Source organism: Anabaena sp. PCC 7108 (genome assembly GCF_000332135.1).
Lineage (GTDB): Bacteria > Cyanobacteriota > Cyanobacteriia > Cyanobacteriales > Nostocaceae > Anabaena.
Window position 1 is genome coordinate 681,902 of sequence record NZ_KB235896.1, and the last position, 20,016, is coordinate 701,917.

At 39.2% G+C, this 20,016-nt stretch carries 20 protein-coding genes; 5 read left to right on the forward strand and 15 right to left on the reverse strand.

Going from position 1 to position 20,016, the window contains the following annotated elements:
* Positions 1–551: 551 nt before the first annotated feature.
* The 6 genes from ANA7108_RS0103830 to ANA7108_RS0103855 all read right to left on the reverse strand — a co-directional run bounded on the left by ANA7108_RS0103830 (position 552) and on the right by ANA7108_RS0103855 (position 5,803).
* Complete coding sequence (locus tag ANA7108_RS0103830) at positions 552–3,296, reverse strand: GAF domain-containing protein (protein WP_016949446.1); 2,745 nt, start codon at positions 3,294–3,296, stop codon at positions 552–554.
* Positions 3,297–3,835: 539 nt separating this feature from the next.
* On the reverse strand, positions 3,836–4,309 hold the full coding sequence (locus ANA7108_RS0103835) for an NADAR family protein (protein ID WP_016949447.1): 474 nt from the start codon (positions 4,307–4,309) through the stop codon (positions 3,836–3,838).
* 321 nt (positions 4,310–4,630) lie between these two features.
* Positions 4,631–4,837 carry a type II toxin-antitoxin system RelE/ParE family toxin gene (locus ANA7108_RS26730; protein WP_016949448.1) on the reverse strand — a complete coding sequence of 69 codons (207 nt, stop codon included), beginning with the start codon at positions 4,835–4,837 and terminating at the stop codon, positions 4,631–4,633.
* Positions 4,834–5,100 (reverse strand): type II toxin-antitoxin system ParD family antitoxin, encoded by a 267-nt coding sequence (locus tag ANA7108_RS0103845; RefSeq protein WP_016949449.1) that lies wholly within the window; start codon positions 5,098–5,100, stop codon positions 4,834–4,836. The genes ANA7108_RS26730 and ANA7108_RS0103845 overlap by 4 nt, the downstream gene beginning before the upstream one ends.
* A 104-nt stretch (positions 5,101–5,204) precedes the next feature.
* Positions 5,205–5,552 (reverse strand): type II toxin-antitoxin system RelE/ParE family toxin, encoded by a 348-nt coding sequence (locus tag ANA7108_RS0103850; RefSeq protein WP_016949450.1) that lies wholly within the window; start codon positions 5,550–5,552, stop codon positions 5,205–5,207.
* Positions 5,549–5,803, reverse strand: a complete 255-nt coding sequence (locus ANA7108_RS0103855) for a hypothetical protein (RefSeq protein ID WP_016949451.1) — start codon at positions 5,801–5,803, stop codon at positions 5,549–5,551. Before ANA7108_RS0103855 ends, ANA7108_RS0103850 begins: the two co-directional genes overlap by 4 nt.
* Positions 5,804–6,032: 229 nt before the next feature.
* Here ANA7108_RS0103855 and ANA7108_RS30435 point away from each other — a divergent pair, with 229 nt between their 5' ends.
* Together ANA7108_RS30435 and ANA7108_RS0103865 are read left to right on the forward strand one after the other, a co-directional pair.
* Positions 6,033–6,209 carry a hypothetical protein gene (locus ANA7108_RS30435; protein WP_016949452.1) on the forward strand — a complete coding sequence of 59 codons (177 nt, stop codon included), beginning with the start codon at positions 6,033–6,035 and terminating at the stop codon, positions 6,207–6,209.
* On the forward strand, positions 6,199–6,531 hold the full coding sequence (locus ANA7108_RS0103865) for a type II toxin-antitoxin system PemK/MazF family toxin (protein WP_016949453.1): 333 nt from the start codon (positions 6,199–6,201) through the stop codon (positions 6,529–6,531). The genes ANA7108_RS30435 and ANA7108_RS0103865 overlap by 11 nt, the downstream gene beginning before the upstream one ends.
* Positions 6,532–6,648: 117 nt before the next feature.
* On the opposite strand, the gene ANA7108_RS0103870 is transcribed toward ANA7108_RS0103865, so the two are convergent.
* The 5 genes from ANA7108_RS0103870 to ANA7108_RS26735 all read right to left on the reverse strand — a co-directional run bounded on the left by ANA7108_RS0103870 (position 6,649) and on the right by ANA7108_RS26735 (position 9,246).
* Complete coding sequence (locus tag ANA7108_RS0103870; protein WP_016949454.1) at positions 6,649–7,425, reverse strand: hypothetical protein; 777 nt, start codon at positions 7,423–7,425, stop codon at positions 6,649–6,651.
* A 43-nt stretch (positions 7,426–7,468) separates the two neighbouring features.
* Positions 7,469–7,999, reverse strand: a complete 531-nt coding sequence (locus ANA7108_RS0103875; protein ID WP_016949455.1) for a hypothetical protein — start codon at positions 7,997–7,999, stop codon at positions 7,469–7,471.
* A 75-nt stretch (positions 8,000–8,074) separates the two neighbouring features.
* A complete protein-coding gene (locus tag ANA7108_RS0103880; RefSeq protein WP_016949456.1) occupies positions 8,075–8,413 on the reverse strand; it encodes a XisI protein in 339 nt (112 codons plus the stop codon).
* A 129-nt stretch (positions 8,414–8,542) separates the two neighbouring features.
* Positions 8,543–8,989: a type II toxin-antitoxin system VapC family toxin gene (locus ANA7108_RS0103885; protein ID WP_016949457.1), complete on the reverse strand. Its 447-nt coding sequence runs from the start codon at positions 8,987–8,989 to the stop codon at positions 8,543–8,545.
* A complete protein-coding gene (locus ANA7108_RS26735) occupies positions 8,986–9,246 on the reverse strand; it encodes a hypothetical protein (protein WP_016949458.1) in 261 nt (86 codons plus the stop codon). Before ANA7108_RS26735 ends, ANA7108_RS0103885 begins: the two co-directional genes overlap by 4 nt.
* Positions 9,247–9,363: 117 nt before the next feature.
* Here ANA7108_RS26735 and ANA7108_RS0103900 point away from each other — a divergent pair, with 117 nt between their 5' ends.
* On the forward strand, positions 9,364–10,359 hold the full coding sequence (locus tag ANA7108_RS0103900; RefSeq protein WP_016949459.1) for a hypothetical protein: 996 nt from the start codon (positions 9,364–9,366) through the stop codon (positions 10,357–10,359).
* Positions 10,360–10,477: 118 nt separating this feature from the next.
* Here the strand turns inward: ANA7108_RS0103900 and ANA7108_RS0103905 are convergent, their stop codons facing one another.
* The 4 genes from ANA7108_RS0103905 to ANA7108_RS0103920 all read right to left on the reverse strand — a co-directional run bounded on the left by ANA7108_RS0103905 (position 10,478) and on the right by ANA7108_RS0103920 (position 15,924).
* Positions 10,478–11,041, reverse strand: coding sequence for a hypothetical protein (locus ANA7108_RS0103905; protein WP_016949460.1), 564 nt, complete (start codon positions 11,039–11,041; stop codon positions 10,478–10,480).
* A gap of 239 nt (positions 11,042–11,280) precedes the next feature.
* Positions 11,281–12,504 carry a type II secretion system F family protein gene (locus ANA7108_RS0103910; RefSeq protein WP_016949461.1) on the reverse strand — a complete coding sequence of 408 codons (1,224 nt, stop codon included), beginning with the start codon at positions 12,502–12,504 and terminating at the stop codon, positions 11,281–11,283.
* A 125-nt stretch (positions 12,505–12,629) separates the two neighbouring features.
* The gene (locus ANA7108_RS0103915; protein ID WP_016949462.1) at positions 12,630–13,754 is read right to left on the reverse strand and encodes a type IV pilus twitching motility protein PilT; all 1,125 of its coding nucleotides are present in this window, start codon (positions 13,752–13,754) and stop codon (positions 12,630–12,632) included.
* Positions 13,755–13,914: 160 nt separating this feature from the next.
* The gene (locus tag ANA7108_RS0103920) at positions 13,915–15,924 is read right to left on the reverse strand and encodes a GspE/PulE family protein (protein ID WP_016949463.1); all 2,010 of its coding nucleotides are present in this window, start codon (positions 15,922–15,924) and stop codon (positions 13,915–13,917) included.
* A gap of 859 nt (positions 15,925–16,783) precedes the next feature.
* Between ANA7108_RS0103920 and grpE the strand changes: the two genes are divergently transcribed.
* Together grpE and dnaK are read left to right on the forward strand one after the other, a co-directional pair.
* A complete protein-coding gene (gene grpE, locus ANA7108_RS0103925) occupies positions 16,784–17,530 on the forward strand; it encodes a nucleotide exchange factor GrpE (protein WP_026103971.1) in 747 nt (248 codons plus the stop codon).
* 298 nt (positions 17,531–17,828) lie between these two features.
* Positions 17,829–19,796, forward strand: coding sequence for a molecular chaperone DnaK (gene dnaK, locus ANA7108_RS0103930; protein ID WP_016949465.1), 1,968 nt, complete (start codon positions 17,829–17,831; stop codon positions 19,794–19,796).
* The last annotated feature ends 220 nt before the right edge of the window (positions 19,797–20,016 follow it).

Consider the following 20,016-nt stretch of genomic DNA (forward strand, 5'->3'; position numbering starts at 1 on the left):
GTTAAGAGTTGCTTCCTGTTCCCTCTGAATTAGAATTACATCGGTTATCAGTTACAACAAATTGCCAGTTGCAGGAGGTACAAACTGAAAATCAAAATCCGGCATACGCTACGCTATCAAATATCACGCAGCCTTCACTTCTGACTTCTGAATTCTGCTGTATCACTATTGCCAGAATTTAATTACAAACAACAACACCCAACATCTACTAGCTGAGTTTCTCTCTCCTGTTTTTGATTCTATCTAGGGATGTACTACCTTTCATGTCCTTGATAAACAAGTGATGAATACTAGTTACAGCGCCCCCTGATTTTAATCTATCGAGAGAATATAAGCTTTCGCGTTGGGTGTTGTGTTGTTCGGACGAGACAGATTTGAGTTCAACAGCAATTTCACCTCTTAACTAAATTTTCACTCTACTAGCTGTTTTATCTGCCAGGGAAGTTTTTCTTTAACTTCTACTACTAAATTAGCACGGGTAAATGGAGGTGGAAATTTTTGCAATTAAACTTTACAACTTAAGAATTACGAATTACAAATTACGAATTATCTTAACTCTTGTATTCTCCTTGAAATTTTAGAGGGATTTCAATCCAGAACTCTGTTCCTTTTCCAGGTGCTGATATACATTCCATCAATCCACGATGTTTTTCTACAACAATTTGGTAACTAATTGCTAATCCTAGTCCTGTACCTTTACCAACGGGCTTAGTAGTAAAGAATGGGTCAAAAATCCGTTTTTTCACTTCTTCACTCATGCCTGGTCCATTATCGGCAATGCTAACTAACAGATAGGAATTTTGGGCTGAAACTCTGGTAGAAATACGAATAGTTGGTGATGATTTGATCACTTCTGATTCTACTCTTTCTTCTATCTCATCGGTTAAGACATCAATTGCGTTGTTAATGACATTCATGAATACCTGATTCATTTGTCCGGCGTAGCATTCCACTTTTGGTAATTTGCCATAGTCTTTGATTACCTCAATGCCAGGAAAATGGCTGTGTGCTTTAAGTCGATGCTGCAAAATCAATAAAGTGTTATCAATACCTTCATGTAAGTCAACACGCTTGTTTTCAGCTTCATCGAGACGGGAGAAATTGCGTAATGACAGGACTATGGAACGGATGCGATCTGATCCTACTTTCATGGATGACATGATTTTTGGTAGGTCTTGGATGAGAAAATCAAAGTCTATAGCTTCGATAGTGGCAAGAACTTCACTATTGGGGTGGGGATAATGAGATTGGTAGAGTTGTAAAAGCTTGAGTAAGTCCTCAGTATAGTTACTGGCATGACAGAGGTTGCCATAGATAAAGTTGACAGGGTTGTTGATTTCGTGGGCTATACCTGCAACTAACTGTCCTAAACCGGACATTTTTTCGGTTTGAATTAATTTGGACTGGGTTTCTTGAAGTTGGTGTAGGGTATGTTCTAACTGTGCTGCTTTGGCTGTGGCTTTCGCTTCTGCTGTACAACTTTGTGCATAGAGTTGGGCTTGCTGAATTGCGATCGCAGCTTGGTCTGCTAATTGCTGTAACAACTCAATTTCTGCATCTTGCCAATTCCTGGGAGATTCACACTGATGGGCAACTAGCAAACCCCAAAGTTGATTACCCATTTTGATGGATACGATCAGGTTAGCTTGGACTTGCATACTTTCCAAGAATTCTCGATGACAAGGACTTAATGTCTCACAAGATACATTGTTAATTGTTCTGACTCTACCTTGTAAATAAAGTTCAATATACTCTTCAGGAAAACATTCTGATGATAACTGCATACCCAAAATCGGTTGCCAATTACCATTTACCTCTTCTACAATCACCTCACCATCATTTTCAGACATTAATTGATAAATTAGCACTCGGTCAGAATTGAGCAGGAGACGGACTTCCCGGACAATGGTTTGTAAGATTGTATTCAAGTCCAAGGTGCTGCGAATTTGATCTGTAACCTGCTTGAGTGCCTTAGTCAGCATCAGAGTTTTTTCTATTTCAGCAGTTTGTTCTTGTACTCTAACTTCGAGGTTGGCATTCAATAAATGTAGTTGTTGGTATGTTTGCTGTTGCTGAATTGCCATTGAGAAGTTTTGTGACAAAGCTTGTGCTACTGTAATTTCTTCCTCTGTCCATTCTGGTGCCTGTCCTTTTCTTTCTTCTCGCCAAACGTCAAAGGAAAGGCGTGGTAATTCTTGATACCTATTTTGGTCGTGTCTTCCTGCCCAGAGGACTTGACTATCAAATTCGGGGCGAAAAATGCTTAATACACCAATGAAATTTTCGCGGTAATGCAGGGGAATGACCATTAGCCCCCGAATCTGAGTGGACTTAAAGGCTAAGGCTAAAACTCTGAGATATGATGCTTTATAAAGGTCAGAAATTGCCCAGATTTGCCCTGGTTTATAGTCAGCCATCCAGTTTTGCCATATGGGATGCTGTTCAATTACACTATTTTCTAATTCATAAGGTAGTTGTGGCTGTTCACCATAGGTATATAGTTCTCCGCTTTGTTCAATATAAAGCCTGCCACCAACACCACTAAAAGAAGAAATTGTTGCTTCTAAGGCTTGCTGTATTTGGATTGTTGGTAGTTGATGTAAAAGGGTTGTAACGTGGTTGATGATGGCTTCTCGCTGCTGCTTGGCTTTAGCTTCGCTGAGGAGTTTACTTTGAGAAATAGCGATCGCTACCTGATCTGCTATTTGCTGTACTACTTTAAGTTCTCGTCTCAAAATTGTTTTCGGTTTGCTATGGTGAGATACCAGCAATCCCCATAGTTTTGGTTGTGTAGCTTCTCCTTTGGGGTCGTATTCTAAAATTGGAACCACAAACGAAGACTGTACACCCATGGCTTGTAAATACTGAATATGACATGGGTCTACTTGCCGATAGTGAATATTCTGTGTCAGTAAGGGTTTACCATTTTTGGCTGACTTGAGTGGCGATAAGCCGATTGTCCCACCAGGCACATCTACTATTGAGCGTTGCCTCGCTAACAAGAACATTTCTCTGACTGGTTGGGGAATGTCATTAGCCGGAAAATGCAGCCCTAATAAAGATGGCAGACGCTGCATATAATAATTGGATTCAGCTATGACTTCACCGCTACCATCAGCGTCAAACCGATATATTTTGACTCTATCTGTTCCCAAGAATGAACGAACTTCAGTCACGGTATTTGTTAATATTTCTTGGAGATCGAGCGATCGCCGAATCTGTTTGATCATCCGGTGCAGTAAATTTTCTTGCTCTATGCTTTGCTGCAAACCGTTTGGCTTATCGGTAAAAGTCATTGCTAATCTTCACCTTATTAAAAATTAATTTTTTTTACCCTTTTCCCTGATATGAATTTATGATTCTAAACCTTGTGGATTTATTATCTTTTATTTACTAAAGTTTATTTTATCTACATATAACAAATTTTAGTTCCAGATTTTTTGACTCATTTCAGTATAACCACTTAATTTCTTTCTTGATATGCTAATAGTCATCATTAAAAATATTTATTTTTTATAAAGTTTTATGTTCAAAATCATTTTTTATCATTACTTTCAGGAAATCAACTTGAGCAATTTATTCAGTAAAAATACTTAAATATATTTTTTTGATCACAATAATCTCTAATTTATTAAGTTTTGTACTGGAAATCGCTTCAAAAAAATTGTCGCTAACTGCAAGCGTATCTTTAAATGTAAATATTTTAACTTATCAATTGGTGATTACTGGCTAAAAAGAGACTCTTTATTAAGGATTTGGGTAAAGAAGAGTTAATTAAAGCTACAAATGAATCTCCGTGTCACCTCTGCTGCTGCTTGATCCCAAGAACAAACATTTATGCTAACCTCCTGATTGATAAAGAGAGTAACTGACGGATTTCTTCGCGCACACTCATGAGGATTTTACCAAGATGATTTTCACCGCTTTTATCCATACCACAGCCCCAAAAATAATCTGTGGGTGAGTTTTCCACCAAAATTTCATTACCTGTTACCAACAAGACTTCTCTAATTTCCAAATGAGTAAGAAACTTCTTGAGAACGGCTTCTCGCATGACTTGGGTTTTGACTAATTCCCAATCTAAGCGTAGTCTATTTGTACTACATCGTCCTAAAGCAGCTGCTTCTTCAGGAGTAGCCGCTGCCTGAATTAAGGGTATAATAGCCTCATCTTCACTGCCAACAAACTTTTGTGCTTGATAATAATGCTCAACCGTTGGCCAGTAAGTATTCTGGATTTCGATAGGGTGGAGAGAAAAGTTAGAAAAACAGCCATAGGGCTGCCAAACTTTGTAAAAGTAAATAGTCATCTCAAAATAGTTGTCTTATATATTAAATTTTATAATGTCTGTTGAGGTAACAGAGTAATATCTCCATAGTTGCATGAAAAAGCGATCGCAGATTGTCCACTACCTTTCACCCATAGGTTCTGCTAGGTAAGCGTTTATTTGCAGGTCGGGGTTAGGAATTTTTACAAAAGAAGGGAACAGGGAACAGGGAACAGGGAACAGGGAACAGGGAACAGGGAACAGGGGACAGGGAACAAATAAAAAACTAAAGTTTAAGAGTTTAAAGCTCAGTCAAAAAAAGGATGTTTTTACAAGGAGAGTGACACGAAAAAAACAGTGTCATTATTTCAATCTCATGAGTAATCCTCGCAAATCAGCACGTATTTCTGAGTAGCTTTTACCGCTATTTGGAAAGGAAACTAATTGTTGACATTTGCCATTAAATTCCTGAAAAAATTTTTCACCCGCTTCTAGGTTGTTTTGTGAGAAGTATTCAGCAATTTCGCTCAGGTCACGACTAGCGAGAATATTAATAAAGTAACGATTCATTTTTGTACCTGTCGCTGTTGCTGAAAACGATCTAAAATTTGATTTACAAATGTTTCACCGTCAATAGGTGCTGTATGTTCTGAAATTGCAATAGCAGTATCAATTTTTTCGCGCACTTCCTTAACCCATTCTGTTTCAGAACGATCATATTCATCTAGCAACTGGAGAGCAATTTCTATAACTTCTTCTACAGAGTGGTATTTTCCATTTTGCAGTTTTGTTTGAATAAAGTGTACTTGCTTAGGTGTGAGACTGATACTCATAATAATTTTGGTTAAGTTAGTTGTAGATAATAATTATAATATAATTCCAAAAACTTATTTATTCTCAGGAGTGTTACTTTTATTCTACATCAATGTTAAAAATTTTAGGTTGCATCAGATTCATCTGGTGCTTTACCAATTGTCTGCTGTGCTGCGTGACGGATATGAAGAATACGAACTGTAGAAACTTCCTTTCCTTCTATAATTGTGAAAATTATCCTGTATGCGTTGCGTCCTTTTCCATAAATTATCTGACGCATTTCTTGACTAAAATAATCATTTTCTCTAGCTAAAGAATATCGCTTTGGCATTTGTGATAAAGACTCAATTAGTCTTAATAACTCTGCATACCACTGGCTTGCTTTTTCAGGAGAAGTTATTTGAGACAACTGTAAAAATGCTTTGTCTGCTTCTGCTTCTGCCGTGCTAGAGATTTCAATACGGTATTTCATGAATCCCCTGGCAGGTTATACTTGCGACGCTGCTCATCAGCAAAATCATCAAAGGAACGAAAACGACCTGCTTCAAAGTCTTCTAATCCTTGCTGGATACCCTTAATAGCTGCTTCTGAGTCTTGTAATTCCCAGTCTAGGATATTCTCCAACAATTCAGCCGCGACAAAACTAATATCTTGTCCTTGCTGTGCTGCTTTCTCTCGCAGTCGAGCTTCTAATTCTGGACTCAGGGAAACAACTATCGCCATAACCGTATATTTTGGGAAAGGTTTCTAGATATTATTGTATATCAAATAATGCGATGCCTGCGGCGAGCGTAGCTATCGCGTAGCATACCGAATGTATCGCTGTTTACTCTATATTGAAAATGCGTAAATAACCGCACCAAAGATATCGCTCTTTTATCTATCTTAATTTGAAATGTACTTTGGTTTAAAATTAGTTTAATATTGATAGTTAGAAGTATACAGAATTATTATGGATGCTTTAATTGAAGAACTAAATACAAAGTTAAATTACTGGCAACCTGCTGTAGCAGAACAAGTTCGCCATTGTATTCTAGAAATCATCGAAATGGCAGATCAGGATGTTTTAGATATTCTCAGAACCCGTACAGTAGAGCAGGAAGTTTTGGATTTGTTAGATGAACCCTAAACTTGGTGAAATTTGGCTTGCTGATTTGGGTATAGCAGCAAAAACACGCCCAGTTGTGATTGTATCCCGTAATGACCCAGACCCACCACGAGCTTTGGTGATTTATGTACCACTAACTACCCAAAATCGGGGAAGTTTTTATGAGGTTGCACTACCTCGACTACAATTTCTTGAACGGGATTCTACAGCGAATGTTCAAGGTATTGGATCTATTCCAACGGTAAGACTAGAGAGAAAATTGGGCAAGTTATCAGAGGAAGTTATGCTGGAAATTCAGCAAGCGATTAAATTCGCATTTGATTTACAGGAAGATGCTGAATAATCGCACTCACTCTACGTCAGAAATGCGATCGCTCTCAACTCTACATCATAACTGCGTTAGCGAAGCGCACCGAAGGTATCGCTCTCTACTCTACATCAGAAATGCGATCACGCTGACTCAACTTTGACGAATAATTAACTCCTTGACAATTAATATTAATCTATTTAAATTATTTTCCATTTCCTTGTGTGTTTGCTCAATTTTAGTACCGGGACGAACATGACCAACTTCATTTCGGAGTCTTGTGTAGAGTGTTTCATCTGGTATAGTTGAATTTTTTGGATTTTTTTTTGGTTTAGGTTTATATCTTGGGTTTCTACTGACATTTGGTTCAAATGAAAGAACAAAGTTATCTACTTCAATTTGATCATCATTGCACAACATTAGCAAAACACTATATAATGCCATGAACTTTGAGAGTGGATCTTTAAAATTAAGAGCAGAATAAAATAGATTATAATATGTCAATCCATTGTGATTTTTTTGCTCCAGCAGTTGTTTAACTTCCAATAATTGTTGGTTAGTAGGACAGTGATCTAAATATACATTAAATCCCATTCCTATGCCAAAATCTGCGTAGATAATTGTTTGTGTAGTTCCATCAGCTTGTAGTTCTTCTTTGACAATATTTTCATCTACTTTACGAAAGTTTTGAAACAAAGTGTTAAACTTAAAAGTCAATATTTTAGTAGTGTGATTAGCAACTTCTTGTGCTTTACTAAATATTTCTTCAACTGAATCTGTATTGATAATTTCTACTGTTAGAATAACTCCTTCATCTCTCGCTGATTTGACCGTTGTCAATAATACTTTTGAATCAGGATAAGCAAATTCAATTGATTCAAATTGCACGCCAGTAAAGTCGGCATTGAAAGTAATTTTTCCTCTAAACATAGTTTATTATAGTCAGTAGTTGCTAACACATTAACATTATCAATTAACTCCATCGTCTTTTACTTTCTACAATAACTGTTGTAAGAAAATTCTTTAAAGTTGGTTCATACTTGAATTCTCCTAAATTAATATGATTGGAATTTTCCCACTCTGCTAGTGTCCAATATGCCGATGTAGTCACTGCTAATTCAAGAGTAAAGTAGCTTCGTAACCACTCAGATGGTGGATCATTATCTATTTTAAAAATAACTGCCATGTATGCTGCCTCTGGACTTACTCTAGGTGCAGGCATAGTAATGTATATTATTCCAATATTGTCAGAATGCTTAGTAAAATTACATATTGGGTAAACCAATGCTGTATAATTAGGAATTGGAAGTTCAGAATATTTATTCCAGAGTTGTAAAATCCAGTTTTGGGCAGATTTATCAATAACCTTACTTACTAAATCATTAAAGTTATTTTCTACAATATAGGGCATTAATTGATGGGCAAATTTATAATGCTGCTGATTAAGATTTTCACTAAATTGCTGATCACTAATTAGCCCTTTAAAGTATTCTTGAATGTCCATTATTGATTAGTCCTAACAGTTTTATTCAGTTTACAGCTTTTCGCTAAATTATGCGTTTCTGATTTTTGATAAAATCTAAGAAACCGCAAACTCCGTATATTTCCGCACTTCAGGCGCTTTAAACCCTAAAATAATATGTGATTTTGGTATTCCCGCAGCCACCAAATCATTAGCCACCCCTTCCTCAGTTCCATCATGTTGAATGCAAACCTTACCATCAATTAAATCAAGATGTAATAAAGTTCCATATATCCGATAACCATTTTCCCAACCAGTTTCTACTAATAAATAATGATCATTTTTTTCATCTAACACTATTTCCACTTTCACCTGTTCATCATTACCAAAAAAATCTGCATATTCTTCCAGATTTTTTTTAATAATTTGACGATATTGATTAGTTAAGGAATCCATTTGACAATTACCTCCTGTTCAGCATCGAAACTAAACAAACGAATAACACCATCTTCAATTAAAGTTTGACCAGCTTCTTCTTCAAAAACTAGTCATAAATTATCCCATCTCCCTATATAGGACTAATTATCAACTTAATAATTCCTGTGGACATACAACAACAATACTTGTAGTTAATAAAAAATCACTAGGATTAAAAGTTAAAATATGGGTAACTTGATAAGCAAGCATAACAGCAACAATACGCACATCATGAGTACGTTTACCCATTACTTTATTAGTTGTTACCAAATTTAACCAATTGGGAAAAATGTCTTCAGACTCTTCCAACAGTGGAAAACGCTGAAGAATTTGGTCTATAGTATTTCGGGTTTTTTCTACAGTCCACCCCAAACCATTCACTTCAACTGGTCGAGTAGCCACAACCCAAAACTCAACGAGTATTTGCGCTGTCAGCAAACATTCATCTCCCTGTGCAAGTAACCGAGATATAGCCTCTGTCGCTAAGTGATGCTGAATATCAGAAGGATTACAGAAGCGCATGACAACATTAGTATCAAGAATATATCTCGTCATTCTTCGTAAATACTATCTCGATTAAAAGCTTCATCAGATAGACTTACACCAGTTTCAGGAAGTTGAGAAACCCATTCACGAAACTCCTTAGCCCTTGCTTCTGGGTCAGCATCGGATTTAGGACTAACTGACAAACTATACTGACTATTTAGGGAAGCAGCAACTAATTCTGCTACTGAAAGTCCAACAGCACTAGCTTGTTGCTGCAAAGCTGTATAAACGTCATCGTTAAGTTCCAGGGTTAATACTTTGCTCACGATTTTTAAGCTACCTTAAATAACGTTCAAGTAATTATAGCTTTTTTCTACTTGAGAACCTAGAAAAATAAAGCATAATTAACCTTTATAACCATTAACCAACACAGAAAAATCACTATGAACACACAACCTATCCGCGTCGGAGTTCTCGGTTTTGGTGGACTCGGACAAGCAGCCGCCAAACTCCTCTCCAGCAAACGAGAAATGATTCTAGTTGCAGCCGCAGACCAAAAAGGCTACGCTTACTCCACCGAAGGCTTAAACACCCAAGCTTGTATTACCACCTACCAAAAACAAGGTACAGTGGGTTATTTAGAACCAGTTGGCACATTAAGCAATAACAGCATTCAAGACCTTATTCAAGCCACTGGTAACGCTGTAGATGGTTATTTCCTGGCTTTACCCAACCTCCCCAACGACTTTATCCCCTCTGTCGCCAAAGAATTTATCAAAGCTGGTTGGAAAGGTGTGCTAGTGGATGCTATTAAACGTACCAGTGCAGTAGAACAACTCCTGGCCATGAAAGATGAACTGCAAGCTGCGGGAATTACTTACATGAGTGGCTGTGGTGCAACTCCTGGATTATTAACCGCCGCTGCTGCTTTAGCCGCCCAAAGTTACGCCGAAATTCACAATGTGGTAATTACCTTTGGTGTGGGAATTGCTAACTGGGAAGCCTACCGCGCCACGGTTCGGGAAGATATTGGACATATGCCAGGTTATAGTGTAGAAGCAGCTAGGGCGATGACTGACGCAGAGGTGGAAGCATTACTAGATAAAACTAACGGTGTGCTGACTTTGGAAAACATGGAACACGCCGATGATGTAATGTTAGAAATAGCGGGAATTTGTTCACGGGATAGAGTCACAGTTGGTGGTGTTGTTGATACCCGCAATCCTAAAAAGCCTTTAAGTACCAATGTGAAAATTATCGGTCGTACTTTTGAAGGAAAAATTTCAACTCATACCTTTACATTAGGCGATGAAACCAGCATGGCTGCGAATGTCTGCGGTCCGGCTTTTGGTTATTTAAAAGCTGGTCAAGAATTACATCAACGAGGTATTTCTGGTTTATTTACAGCTGCGGAAATTATGCCGAAGTTTGTAAAATAGGTGATTGAGGATTGGTAATAGACATTTTTCGTAAATGTTGTAGAGACGTTCCCTGGAACGTCTCTGGCATTTTTTATCATCGTCAATTTAACGGACATGATATTACCTATTACCTCGTTTAAGCTGGTGGAAGTTCAGAAGAGGAAAAAGACGATGTAACCTCTTCTTCAACCACAGAAGGGGGTGTTTGGATAATAAAAGGCAGTTCAGCACCCACAAGACCCCGTTGGATGCGTTCTGATGTTTCTTTGAACACCACAAACAGAGGATAAATAGTATTTGCACCCTCACTCAAAATATGACTGTGACGAGGGTGCATTAACCATTCATATTCCTTATCTAATAACACTTGACTTTTGCGCCATCTTCCCAATAAATCAGAAAAGTCTTCATGGGGACGATGAATGAAAACTAAAATCTCTGCACCAGTTTTGATTTTCCATTCTGGGTCACACATGATAATAGCAATATCACAGGGTAAAATTGTACTCTGTGAAGTTTTTGTTTCAATGTCTCTAATTCTGACTATTGGTAAAGGAATAGTAATGACACTTTCAGAAGGACGACGGAGACTAGGAATCATCTCCAAATAGGGACGATGTTGTTTGAGGAGAGCGATCGCAGCTAAATGATTGCTATACTCAGCTAAACTAGCTTCATAAACAGATTTTTGTACAGGCATAATTTTTCAGTTATTTAGTGATCAGTTAAGAGTTATCAGTTATCAGTTTCTAGGACTTACGCAAGTGTCACACTAAAAATCTGTTGTAGGGTGCTTTACTACTGCATAAATCCTGCAAATAAACAGATTGTTGATATCTGACGTGGTTGGTGAGCTTGCCGAACCACACCCTACCAATGTGCCAGTTGCGTAAGTCCTGAGTTTCTTCACTATTCACTGATAACTGTTTACTGATTTTTTTAGCCCAATGTTTCAAATACTTTGAACATAGGCAGATACATTGCTAACAAAATTGTACCAACCATTCCCCCAAGAACCACAATCATCAGAGGTTCCAAAATACTGGTTAGGGCTTTAACTGCCTGTTCTACTTCATCTTCATAGAAATCGGCAACTTTCATCAACATAGCATCTAATTCCCCAGTTTCTTCGCCGATACTCATCATCTGAATTGCCATAGGCGGAAAAACTGCATCTTTTTGCAAAGCAATACTAATCATACCTCCTTGTTGAACATCTAAACGGGCTGCATCTATGGCATTAGCAACCACTTGGTTTCCTGATGTATCTCGCACGATTTCCAAACAAGTTAGAATCGGTACACCTGAACGAGTTAAAGAGCCAAAAGTCCGGCTAAAACGAGCTACTGAAGACTTTTGAATTAAATCACCAAACAAAGGAACTTTTAAAGAAAGACGGTCAATTGTTTCTTTGCCAACACGGGTTTTGTAATACTGTTTATAGGCAAAGGATAATGCCATAAAAGCACCAATAATTGCTAAAGACCATACACTTCTTAGCACCTTACTACAAGTCATTAAAAATTGTGTTAAAGGAGGTAATTCTACTCCTATATCTTCAAAAATGTTCGCAAAAACGGGAATCAGAAAAACAGTCATCCCGACAAAAATGGCAGTAGCTAAAAAGCCTACAACCATTGGATAAGATAAAGCCGATTTAATTTGGTTTTGTAATCTGGCTACATCTTCTAATAATTTAGCCAAACGATTCAAAACCTCATCTAGAACCCCACCAACCTCTCCTGCTTGAACCATACTGACATACAAACCATCAAAGCATTCAGGATGTTTACGCATGGCATCTGAAAGATTAACTCCAGTTTGCACATCGTTGCCAATTTCAATCAGGGCTTGTTTAAGTTTAGGGTTACTACACTGTTCAGAGAGTACACCCAATCCTCTCACAATTGCCACACCGGCATTTACCAATGCAGCAAATTGACGAGAAAAAACCGCTTTATCTTTAACAGAAACCTTCACCAAAGAATTCTGAAATTTTTTGAAATCAAAGATTGAAGCCAAGCTTTGAGATTCTTTCAAGTCTTGAACAACAAAACCTTTATCTCTAAGATTAGTCCTAGCGTCTGACAAAGAATCAGCAACAAATTTCTCAGTGCGGGATTTTCCTTGGGAGTCACGAACACGAGCAAGATAAGTAGGCATAATATCAATTAAAAATTAAAAATTGAAAATTGAAAAGTTTAGAGGTTGGTAATGGGTGATTAGTAATTCATAATTTGTAATTAGAATAATAACTACGAATTACGAATTACGAATTAGATAGAAACTTAATGCGCTCTAGCAACCGAACCAGGTTTTGCACCTGCGCCCTGTTGTGGATTTCCACCGATGAGACGTTGAACTTCATCGGGTTTAGAAGTCTTAGACATTGCTGCTTCAAAAGAGATAGTTCCAGCCTTATACAAATCAGCTAAAACTTTCTCTAGAGTTTGCATTCCCAACTTACCTCCTGTTTGGATAGCCGAGTAAATTTGGGCAGTTTTCCCTTCACGAATTAAGTTGGAAATAGCCGGAGTAATAATCATAATTTCTTGAGCCATTACTCGACCATATTCACCTGGTTTAGGATTTTTCTTAGGTACTAAGGTTTGACTAAACACTGCAACTAAAGAGTTGGACAATTGCACCCGCACCTGAGTTTGTCTTTCATGAGGGAAAACGTCAATCATCCGGTCAACTGTTTGTGCAGCTGAACTAGTGTGCAGTGTACCAAATACCAAGTGTCCAGTTTCCGCAGCTGAAATAGCCAAAGAAATGGTTTCCAAATCCCGCATTTCTCCTACCAGAACAATATCAGGATCTTCCCGCAAGGCTGCTTTTAAGGCATTAGCAAAGCTTTTGGTATCTTCACCTAATTGCCGTTGGTGAACCAGGCTTTTAATGGGTTCGTAGACAAATTCCACTGGATCTTCAACAGTTAGGATATGTTCTGCTCTAGTGCGGTTAATTAAGTCAATCATCGCCGCTAGGGTAGTGGTCTTACCGGAACCGGTCGGACCTGTGACGAGAATTAATCCTCTAGGCTTTTCAGACATTTCTCGGACTACATCTGGCAGACCTAATTTTTCAAAGTTAGGGATTTTAGAACTTAAAGCCCGCAAACAAGCTGCATAAGCTCCACGTTCTTTATAAACATTCACCCGGAAGCGAGCCAATCCTTTGACACCATAGGAACAATCTAATTCCCAGGTTTGTTCCAAGGTTTTCCGCTGGGTGTTGTTGAGCATACTGAAAATCAGTCTTTGGCACTCATCTGCTGTTAGGACATGATCTCCAATGGGAGTCAGATGACCACTGACGCGGAAATAGGGTGGCAAACCTGCTGATAAGTGCAGATCCGAACCACCCATATCAATTAGCTGTTCCATCAAGTCTTCAATCATCATTTCCATAGTTGCTTCGCTCCAATTTAAAAATAGGGAATAGGGAACAATTCAAAATTAACAAACTTCTGCCTCTTGCCCCTTCAGTTTTGGATTTGCGATTTTAAATTTGAGATTGTTTAATCCAAAATCCAAAATCCAAAATCTAAAATTCTTCTGTCTCCTGTCACTAATCTTGAAACCGGGGTGTCATACAGTAGGGACAATCTAGCCATTCTTGTTGTAGTGTGGCATCACAAGTTTTACAGGTCAGGCCACTCTTGCGTTTGGCTTTCAACTCAGCTTCCAAACCTGTATCAGTGAATGTCACACGCTCCACCTCTTCTAGAGTGGTGGCACCTTGACGAACTAGATCCAGACTGTAAGCAAGCAAGGTTTTCATACCCTCCTCTACGGCTACTTCTTTGATGCGTTCTGTGGGTGCATCTTCGTTGATGAGAGTTTGCAGGCTTTCGGTAATCCGCATAACTTCATAAACACCAACACGCCCCTTATAACCAACACCATTACATTTTTGGCAAAGCTGATTGTTAGCTTTAGCTTCGACTGTGGCTTCTGAGGGGAGAGTATTAGCTTTATAGAAAGTTATTTCCACATCTTTAGCAGCTGATAAACCGTAGCGAGCTAGTTCATCAGAAGTGGGATTATAGGGAATCCGACAGTCTGTACATACACGTCTGACCAGACGTTGTGCGAGAACGCCAATTAAGGAACTGGAAACCATGAAAGGTTCAATATCCATTTCTCCCAAACGAGCGATCGCACCAGGCGCATCATTGGTGTGTAAGGTAGTTAATACTAAGTGACCTGTCAGTGCCGCTTCTATCGCTGTTTTAGCGGTTTCCTTATCTCGTGTTTCCCCCACCAGCAACACATCAGGATCTTGTCGCAAGAAAGCCCGCAGCGCCGTCGAGAAATCCAGTCCTTTTTCCCGAATTACTTGTACTTGAGTAATCCCTGGCAAACTGTACTCAATCGGGTCTTCTACAGTACTGATGTTAATTCCTGGATCGTTTTTTTCCGCCAATGCCGAATACAACGAAGTCGTTTTACCAGAACCTGTTGGACCTGTCACCAGAATCAACCCGAAGGGCTTGCTGACCATATCCTGGACAATATGCAAAGTCTCAGGATCAGTAATTAACTTATCCAATCCTAGTTGAGTGGAAGAGTTATCCAGAATCCGCAGCACCACCTTTTCCCCATAGCGACTGGGTAAGGTATTGACACGGAAGTCAACTTTCCTTCCTTCAAACAAACGGCGAATCCGTCCATCTTGAGGTAAACGCCTTTCCGCAATATCTAAATTAGCAATGATTTTAAATCGGGCTGTCACCGCCGGGATAATCTTTTTTGGCATAGCGGGAAAGGCTTCACGCAGTACCCCATCTTTGCGGAAACGAATTCGTAAGTTTTCCTCTTGTGGTTCGATATGAATATCCGAAACGCCTTCATGCAAAGCTTTGAACAGGACTCTATTGACAAGTTTGATAATGGGTGCATCCTCAGCCCCCTTCATCGCTGCCCCTATGTCAACCTCTGCGTCTTCGGCGACTTCATCAGTTATATTTTCTATATCTACTAAATCTTGACCAACATCTGTAAACTTTTCTTGTTCCCGTTGCTTTTGTATAACAGCGAACTCATCTAAGTATTTGTTGATCATTTGCTGGTAATCTTCCTGGGTAATTACCAGTCGCTGCAAAGATAAACCTTGAGGGCGTAGGATGCGGTTGAGATCATCACAAGCCTCTAGATTATCCGGATCTACCATCGCCACTAACAAATAAGGCGGGTTATGCTCATCATGTTTAGATAGAGGTACTAAACGGTGACGACGACAGATATCCACTGGAATCAAGGTGTCAATCAATTTGCTGACGTTTACATTGCCAAGTTGACTGACTTGTGGATCAAGGGATTCAACACCGTATAGTATTTTTAATTCAAATAAATGCTGTTTCTTGTATTCTCTAAGCAACTCAGGTGATAGTTGTTGCCCAGTGATTGATTCCAATACATCTGTCAACATTTTGCCAGATTTACGGCTTTCAATCAGCGCCTGCCTCATCTGTTCATTATTGACATAGCCAGATTGTACTAACTGGTTGCCGAAGTGCGAAAACTCTGTTCTGGTAGTTAGAGCGGTGCTACGCCGTTGTGGTGAGGAGTTAGTCATAAGTCAATAAGATAGGAGACCTCTTATTTAAGTATTCCCACACTGTAGTCAATAATTCGCATTGAGACTGTATTAAATTTAAGTTTAAAACTTTTTGTCTGAAAAATCTTGATGCTTAGAACTGTTTTCTGGTCAAGGAGAGAATAACTTTGACCCTTGGCCTCTGTCTATTCCCCTAAGTACGTGGGCTGAAGATTTATCGTTAGGATAAAGTAGGAGGGTTTTAGCCTCGTTAATTTTTCTTCACACAGTTATGTTAATTTGTGCCTACAGACTTAATTTCTTTTCTAGCGTCGGTAATAACAGATTCAGGACTTACGCAACTGGCACATTGGTAGGGTGCGTCAGACTGCATAAATCCTGCAAATAAACAGATTGTTGATATCTGACGCACCCTACAACTAGCGTCGGTAATAACAGATTAAAAAACTGACTTATGATCAGGGTCGAAGTCCATCAAGTTCCACAGATCCACGAAATTAATTCTTGGTGCTAACATTACTGTTTTGGCTAATGGCTTCAGAAAGGCCACACTAATTCATTCACTATTGGTCACAATTTGTCACAATAGGAGGACGGTGAGATCACTCCCAAAAAAATGTCGGCGATCAAATCTGCTTAAGTTGCCAATCTTAATCAGTAAAGGTTGCAATATGTGGCTACTATCCTTTAAATTTTATCTGAATCAATCTCAACTCTCAAAGATAGTACCAAGTAACCGCAGTTTTAATTATGGAATAAATCCCACATCCTGAAACCAAGTCTCTGCCTGAAAAAATGGGCAAAATCCCAAATCCCAAATCCCAAATCTACAATTGCTTGGCGCACTGCCGTAAAAAGCATCTGAGATGAGTAGACGATTATGGACGAAAATAAACAAGTAAACAATACAAGCCAGCAATTGGGTGAACCAATAGAGGTAAAGCAAGCAATGAAAAGCGACTCTCCAGCCGAAATTAACTCTAACGAATCTGGCAGCGAGGTGACTGAGCAAATGGCAGCCGAAACTAATGTACCGACAGAACCTGCACTTACAGAGGAAAATGGTGTCGCTGCGGCAGAAACAATAGAGGTAAATACGGCAGCTTTAGCAGAATTGGCTCAACAAATTGAGTCTCTGAAAACACAACTTGAAGAGCGTAGTACCCAATATATGCGGATTGCCGCAGATTTTGAGAATTATCGCAAACGCGTCTCTAAAGAAAAAGAAGAGACAGATGTGCAGGTGAAACGGAATACGATTATGGAATTATTGCCTGTAGTCGATAATTTTGAGCGTGCCAGAGCGCACCTCAAACCGCAAACCGATGGCGAGATGACTATTCACAAAAGTTATCAAGGGGTTTATAAGCAATTAGTGGATTGTCTCAAGCGTTTAGGTGTTTCTCCAATGCGTCCTGAAGGTCAAGAATTTGATCCTAATCTCCATGAAGCAGTCATGCGGGAACATACAGATGAGCATCCAGAAGGTACAGTATTAGAAGAGTTAGTGCGTGGGTATTATTTGGGAGAACGTATACTCCGTCATGCAATGGTGAAAGTAGCAGCTCCAAAAGAAGATACACCTTCCGAACAAGAAGATGAGTCGAATCATGATCACGGTTAGGTTTTCTTCATGCACTGTACTAACTGAATATTTCTAGATTCAGATAAGGGCGAGAATCCCAGTTCTCAAAAATGATTGGGCTGTTGAACTGTTTCTGAAATTTAACAGCCCCATCCAAATTTGTTTCCATCTCAAGACTCGGCTTCCTAATCAGCAGCAGACATCGCTATAACTCTTTGTATTTCCACTGTATATCAACATGATTTACACAGATGTTACCTTTAGCTTCTAGCCCTGAGCAAAAAACGATAGTCCGCGAAAAATCACGGTAAAAGCACTCAGTAAAAATACTGTAAATATGGGAAAAGTTATTGGGATCGACTTAGGCACTACTAACAGTTGCGTTGCTGTTATGGAAGGTGGTCAACCGATAGTGATTGCCAATTCTGAAGGCGGGCGCACTACTCCTAGTATTGTCGGATTTGGTAAGAGTGGCGATCTTTTGGTTGGTCAGTTAGCCAAGCGGCAATCTATCACTAATGCTGAAAATACAGTCTATAGTATAAAAAGATTCATTGGTCGTCGTTGGGATGATACAAAATCAGAACGCACTCGCGTACCTTATAACTGTGTCAAAGGTCGAGATGATACTGTTGATGTAGCAATTCGCGGATCTAACTACACACCACAAGAAATATCCGCAATGATCCTGCAAAAACTCAAACAGGAAGCAGAAAACTTTTTGGGTGAAACTGTAACTCAAGCAGTGATTACAGTCCCGGCTTATTTCACAGATGCCCAACGACAAGCAACTAAAGATGCTGGAACCATTGCTGGATTGGAAGTCTTAAGGATTATCAATGAACCTACTGCTGCGGCTTTAGCCTTTGGTCTAGACAAGCAAGATCAAGAACAATTGATTTTGGTTTTCGACTTGGGGGGTGGAACTTTCGATGTCTCTATTCTCCAACTTGGAGATGGAGTTTTTGAAGTTAAAGCAACTAGTGGTAACAATCAACTGGGTGGAGACGACTTTGACAATTGCATTGTCCTCTGGATATTGGAGGAATTTCATCGACAAGAGAACATCGATATTTCTCTAGATAAAATGGCACTGCAACGCCTGCGGGAAGCGGCTGAAAAGGCAAAAATTGAACTTTCCAGCATGGTAAATACTTCAATTAACTTGCCCTTTATTAGTGCCGATGATACAGGTCCCAAACACCTAGAAATGGAACTGAGTCGTTCTAAATTTGAAGAACTCACAGCCCATCTCATTGCAGCAACCATTGAACCCATGATTCAAGCGCTCAAAGACTCAGACCTTAAACCCAAAGACATCAACCGGATTATTTTGGTAGGTGGTTCTACTCGCATTCCTGCGGTCTTAAATGCTGTAATCAAATTCTACGGTGGTAAAACTCCAGATCGTTCCATCAACCCTGATGAAGCAGTAGCATTGGGAGCAGCCGTTCAAGCTGGAGTGTTGGGTGGGGAAGTTGATACGCTGCTACTTTTAGATGTGACTCCCTTGTCTTTGGGTCTGGAAACCCTAGGAGAAGTATTCACTAAAATCATTGAACGTAATACCACAATTCCTACGAGCAAATCCCAAGTTTTTTCGACAGCAGTTGATGGACAATCTTCTGTAGAAATTCACGTTCTTCAAGGGGAACGGGCTATGGCACGAGATAATAAAACTCTTGGTAAATTTCTCTTAGCTGGTATTCCTCCTGCTCCTCGTGGTGTGCCACAAATTGAAGTAGCTTTTGACATTGATGTCAATGGCATTCTCAAAGTTGCTGCTCAAGATAAGGGTACAGGTAGAGAGCAAAGTATTCGGATTACCAATACGGGTGGTTTAAGTCAAGCTGAAGTCGAACGGATGCGGCAACAAGCTGAGTTGTATGCTGAAGAAGACAGAAAACGTAAAGAACTCATTGAACTCAAAAACCAAGCTGATAACCTGTTGTTAAGTTATACATCTACTTTACGAGACAATGGGGAATTAATCGCCGAAGAACTTAAAGTGTTAGCAAGTGAGAAATTTGACAACCTTCAAGCGGCAATGAGTGACCCGACTATCTCCATAGCAGTCTTTAAGCCAATAGTAGATGACTTCCAACAAACTCTGTTTGCTATTGGTGCAGATGTTTACAAACGAGCCAGCAGTCCATTAGATAACCAAATGGAACAAGATGAACTTTCTGATATTTCTTCCACAGTAGTAGCTGAAACTTCTGCAAACGAAGCACCACCACCAGAATTCAATATTGATTTTGATGAGGATAATACTGCTGCCGCTGATTATGAGGCGATAGACTAATATGGCAAGGTGGAATTAAATTTTTTAATTCCCCTCCAGGTTTAGCTAACTGATGATGGCTGTTGGTACAGCCGGATGTTAGGTATCTGCTCATAATAAAAATGGTTTTATATCCCCAAGGTTTGCTAGATTGTAGAAGCAAATTAGAGTTAGCTAAATGCTTCAATACTACATATACGATTAAAAGTATATGGTGGTTTTCCACACCAAATGGTACGGC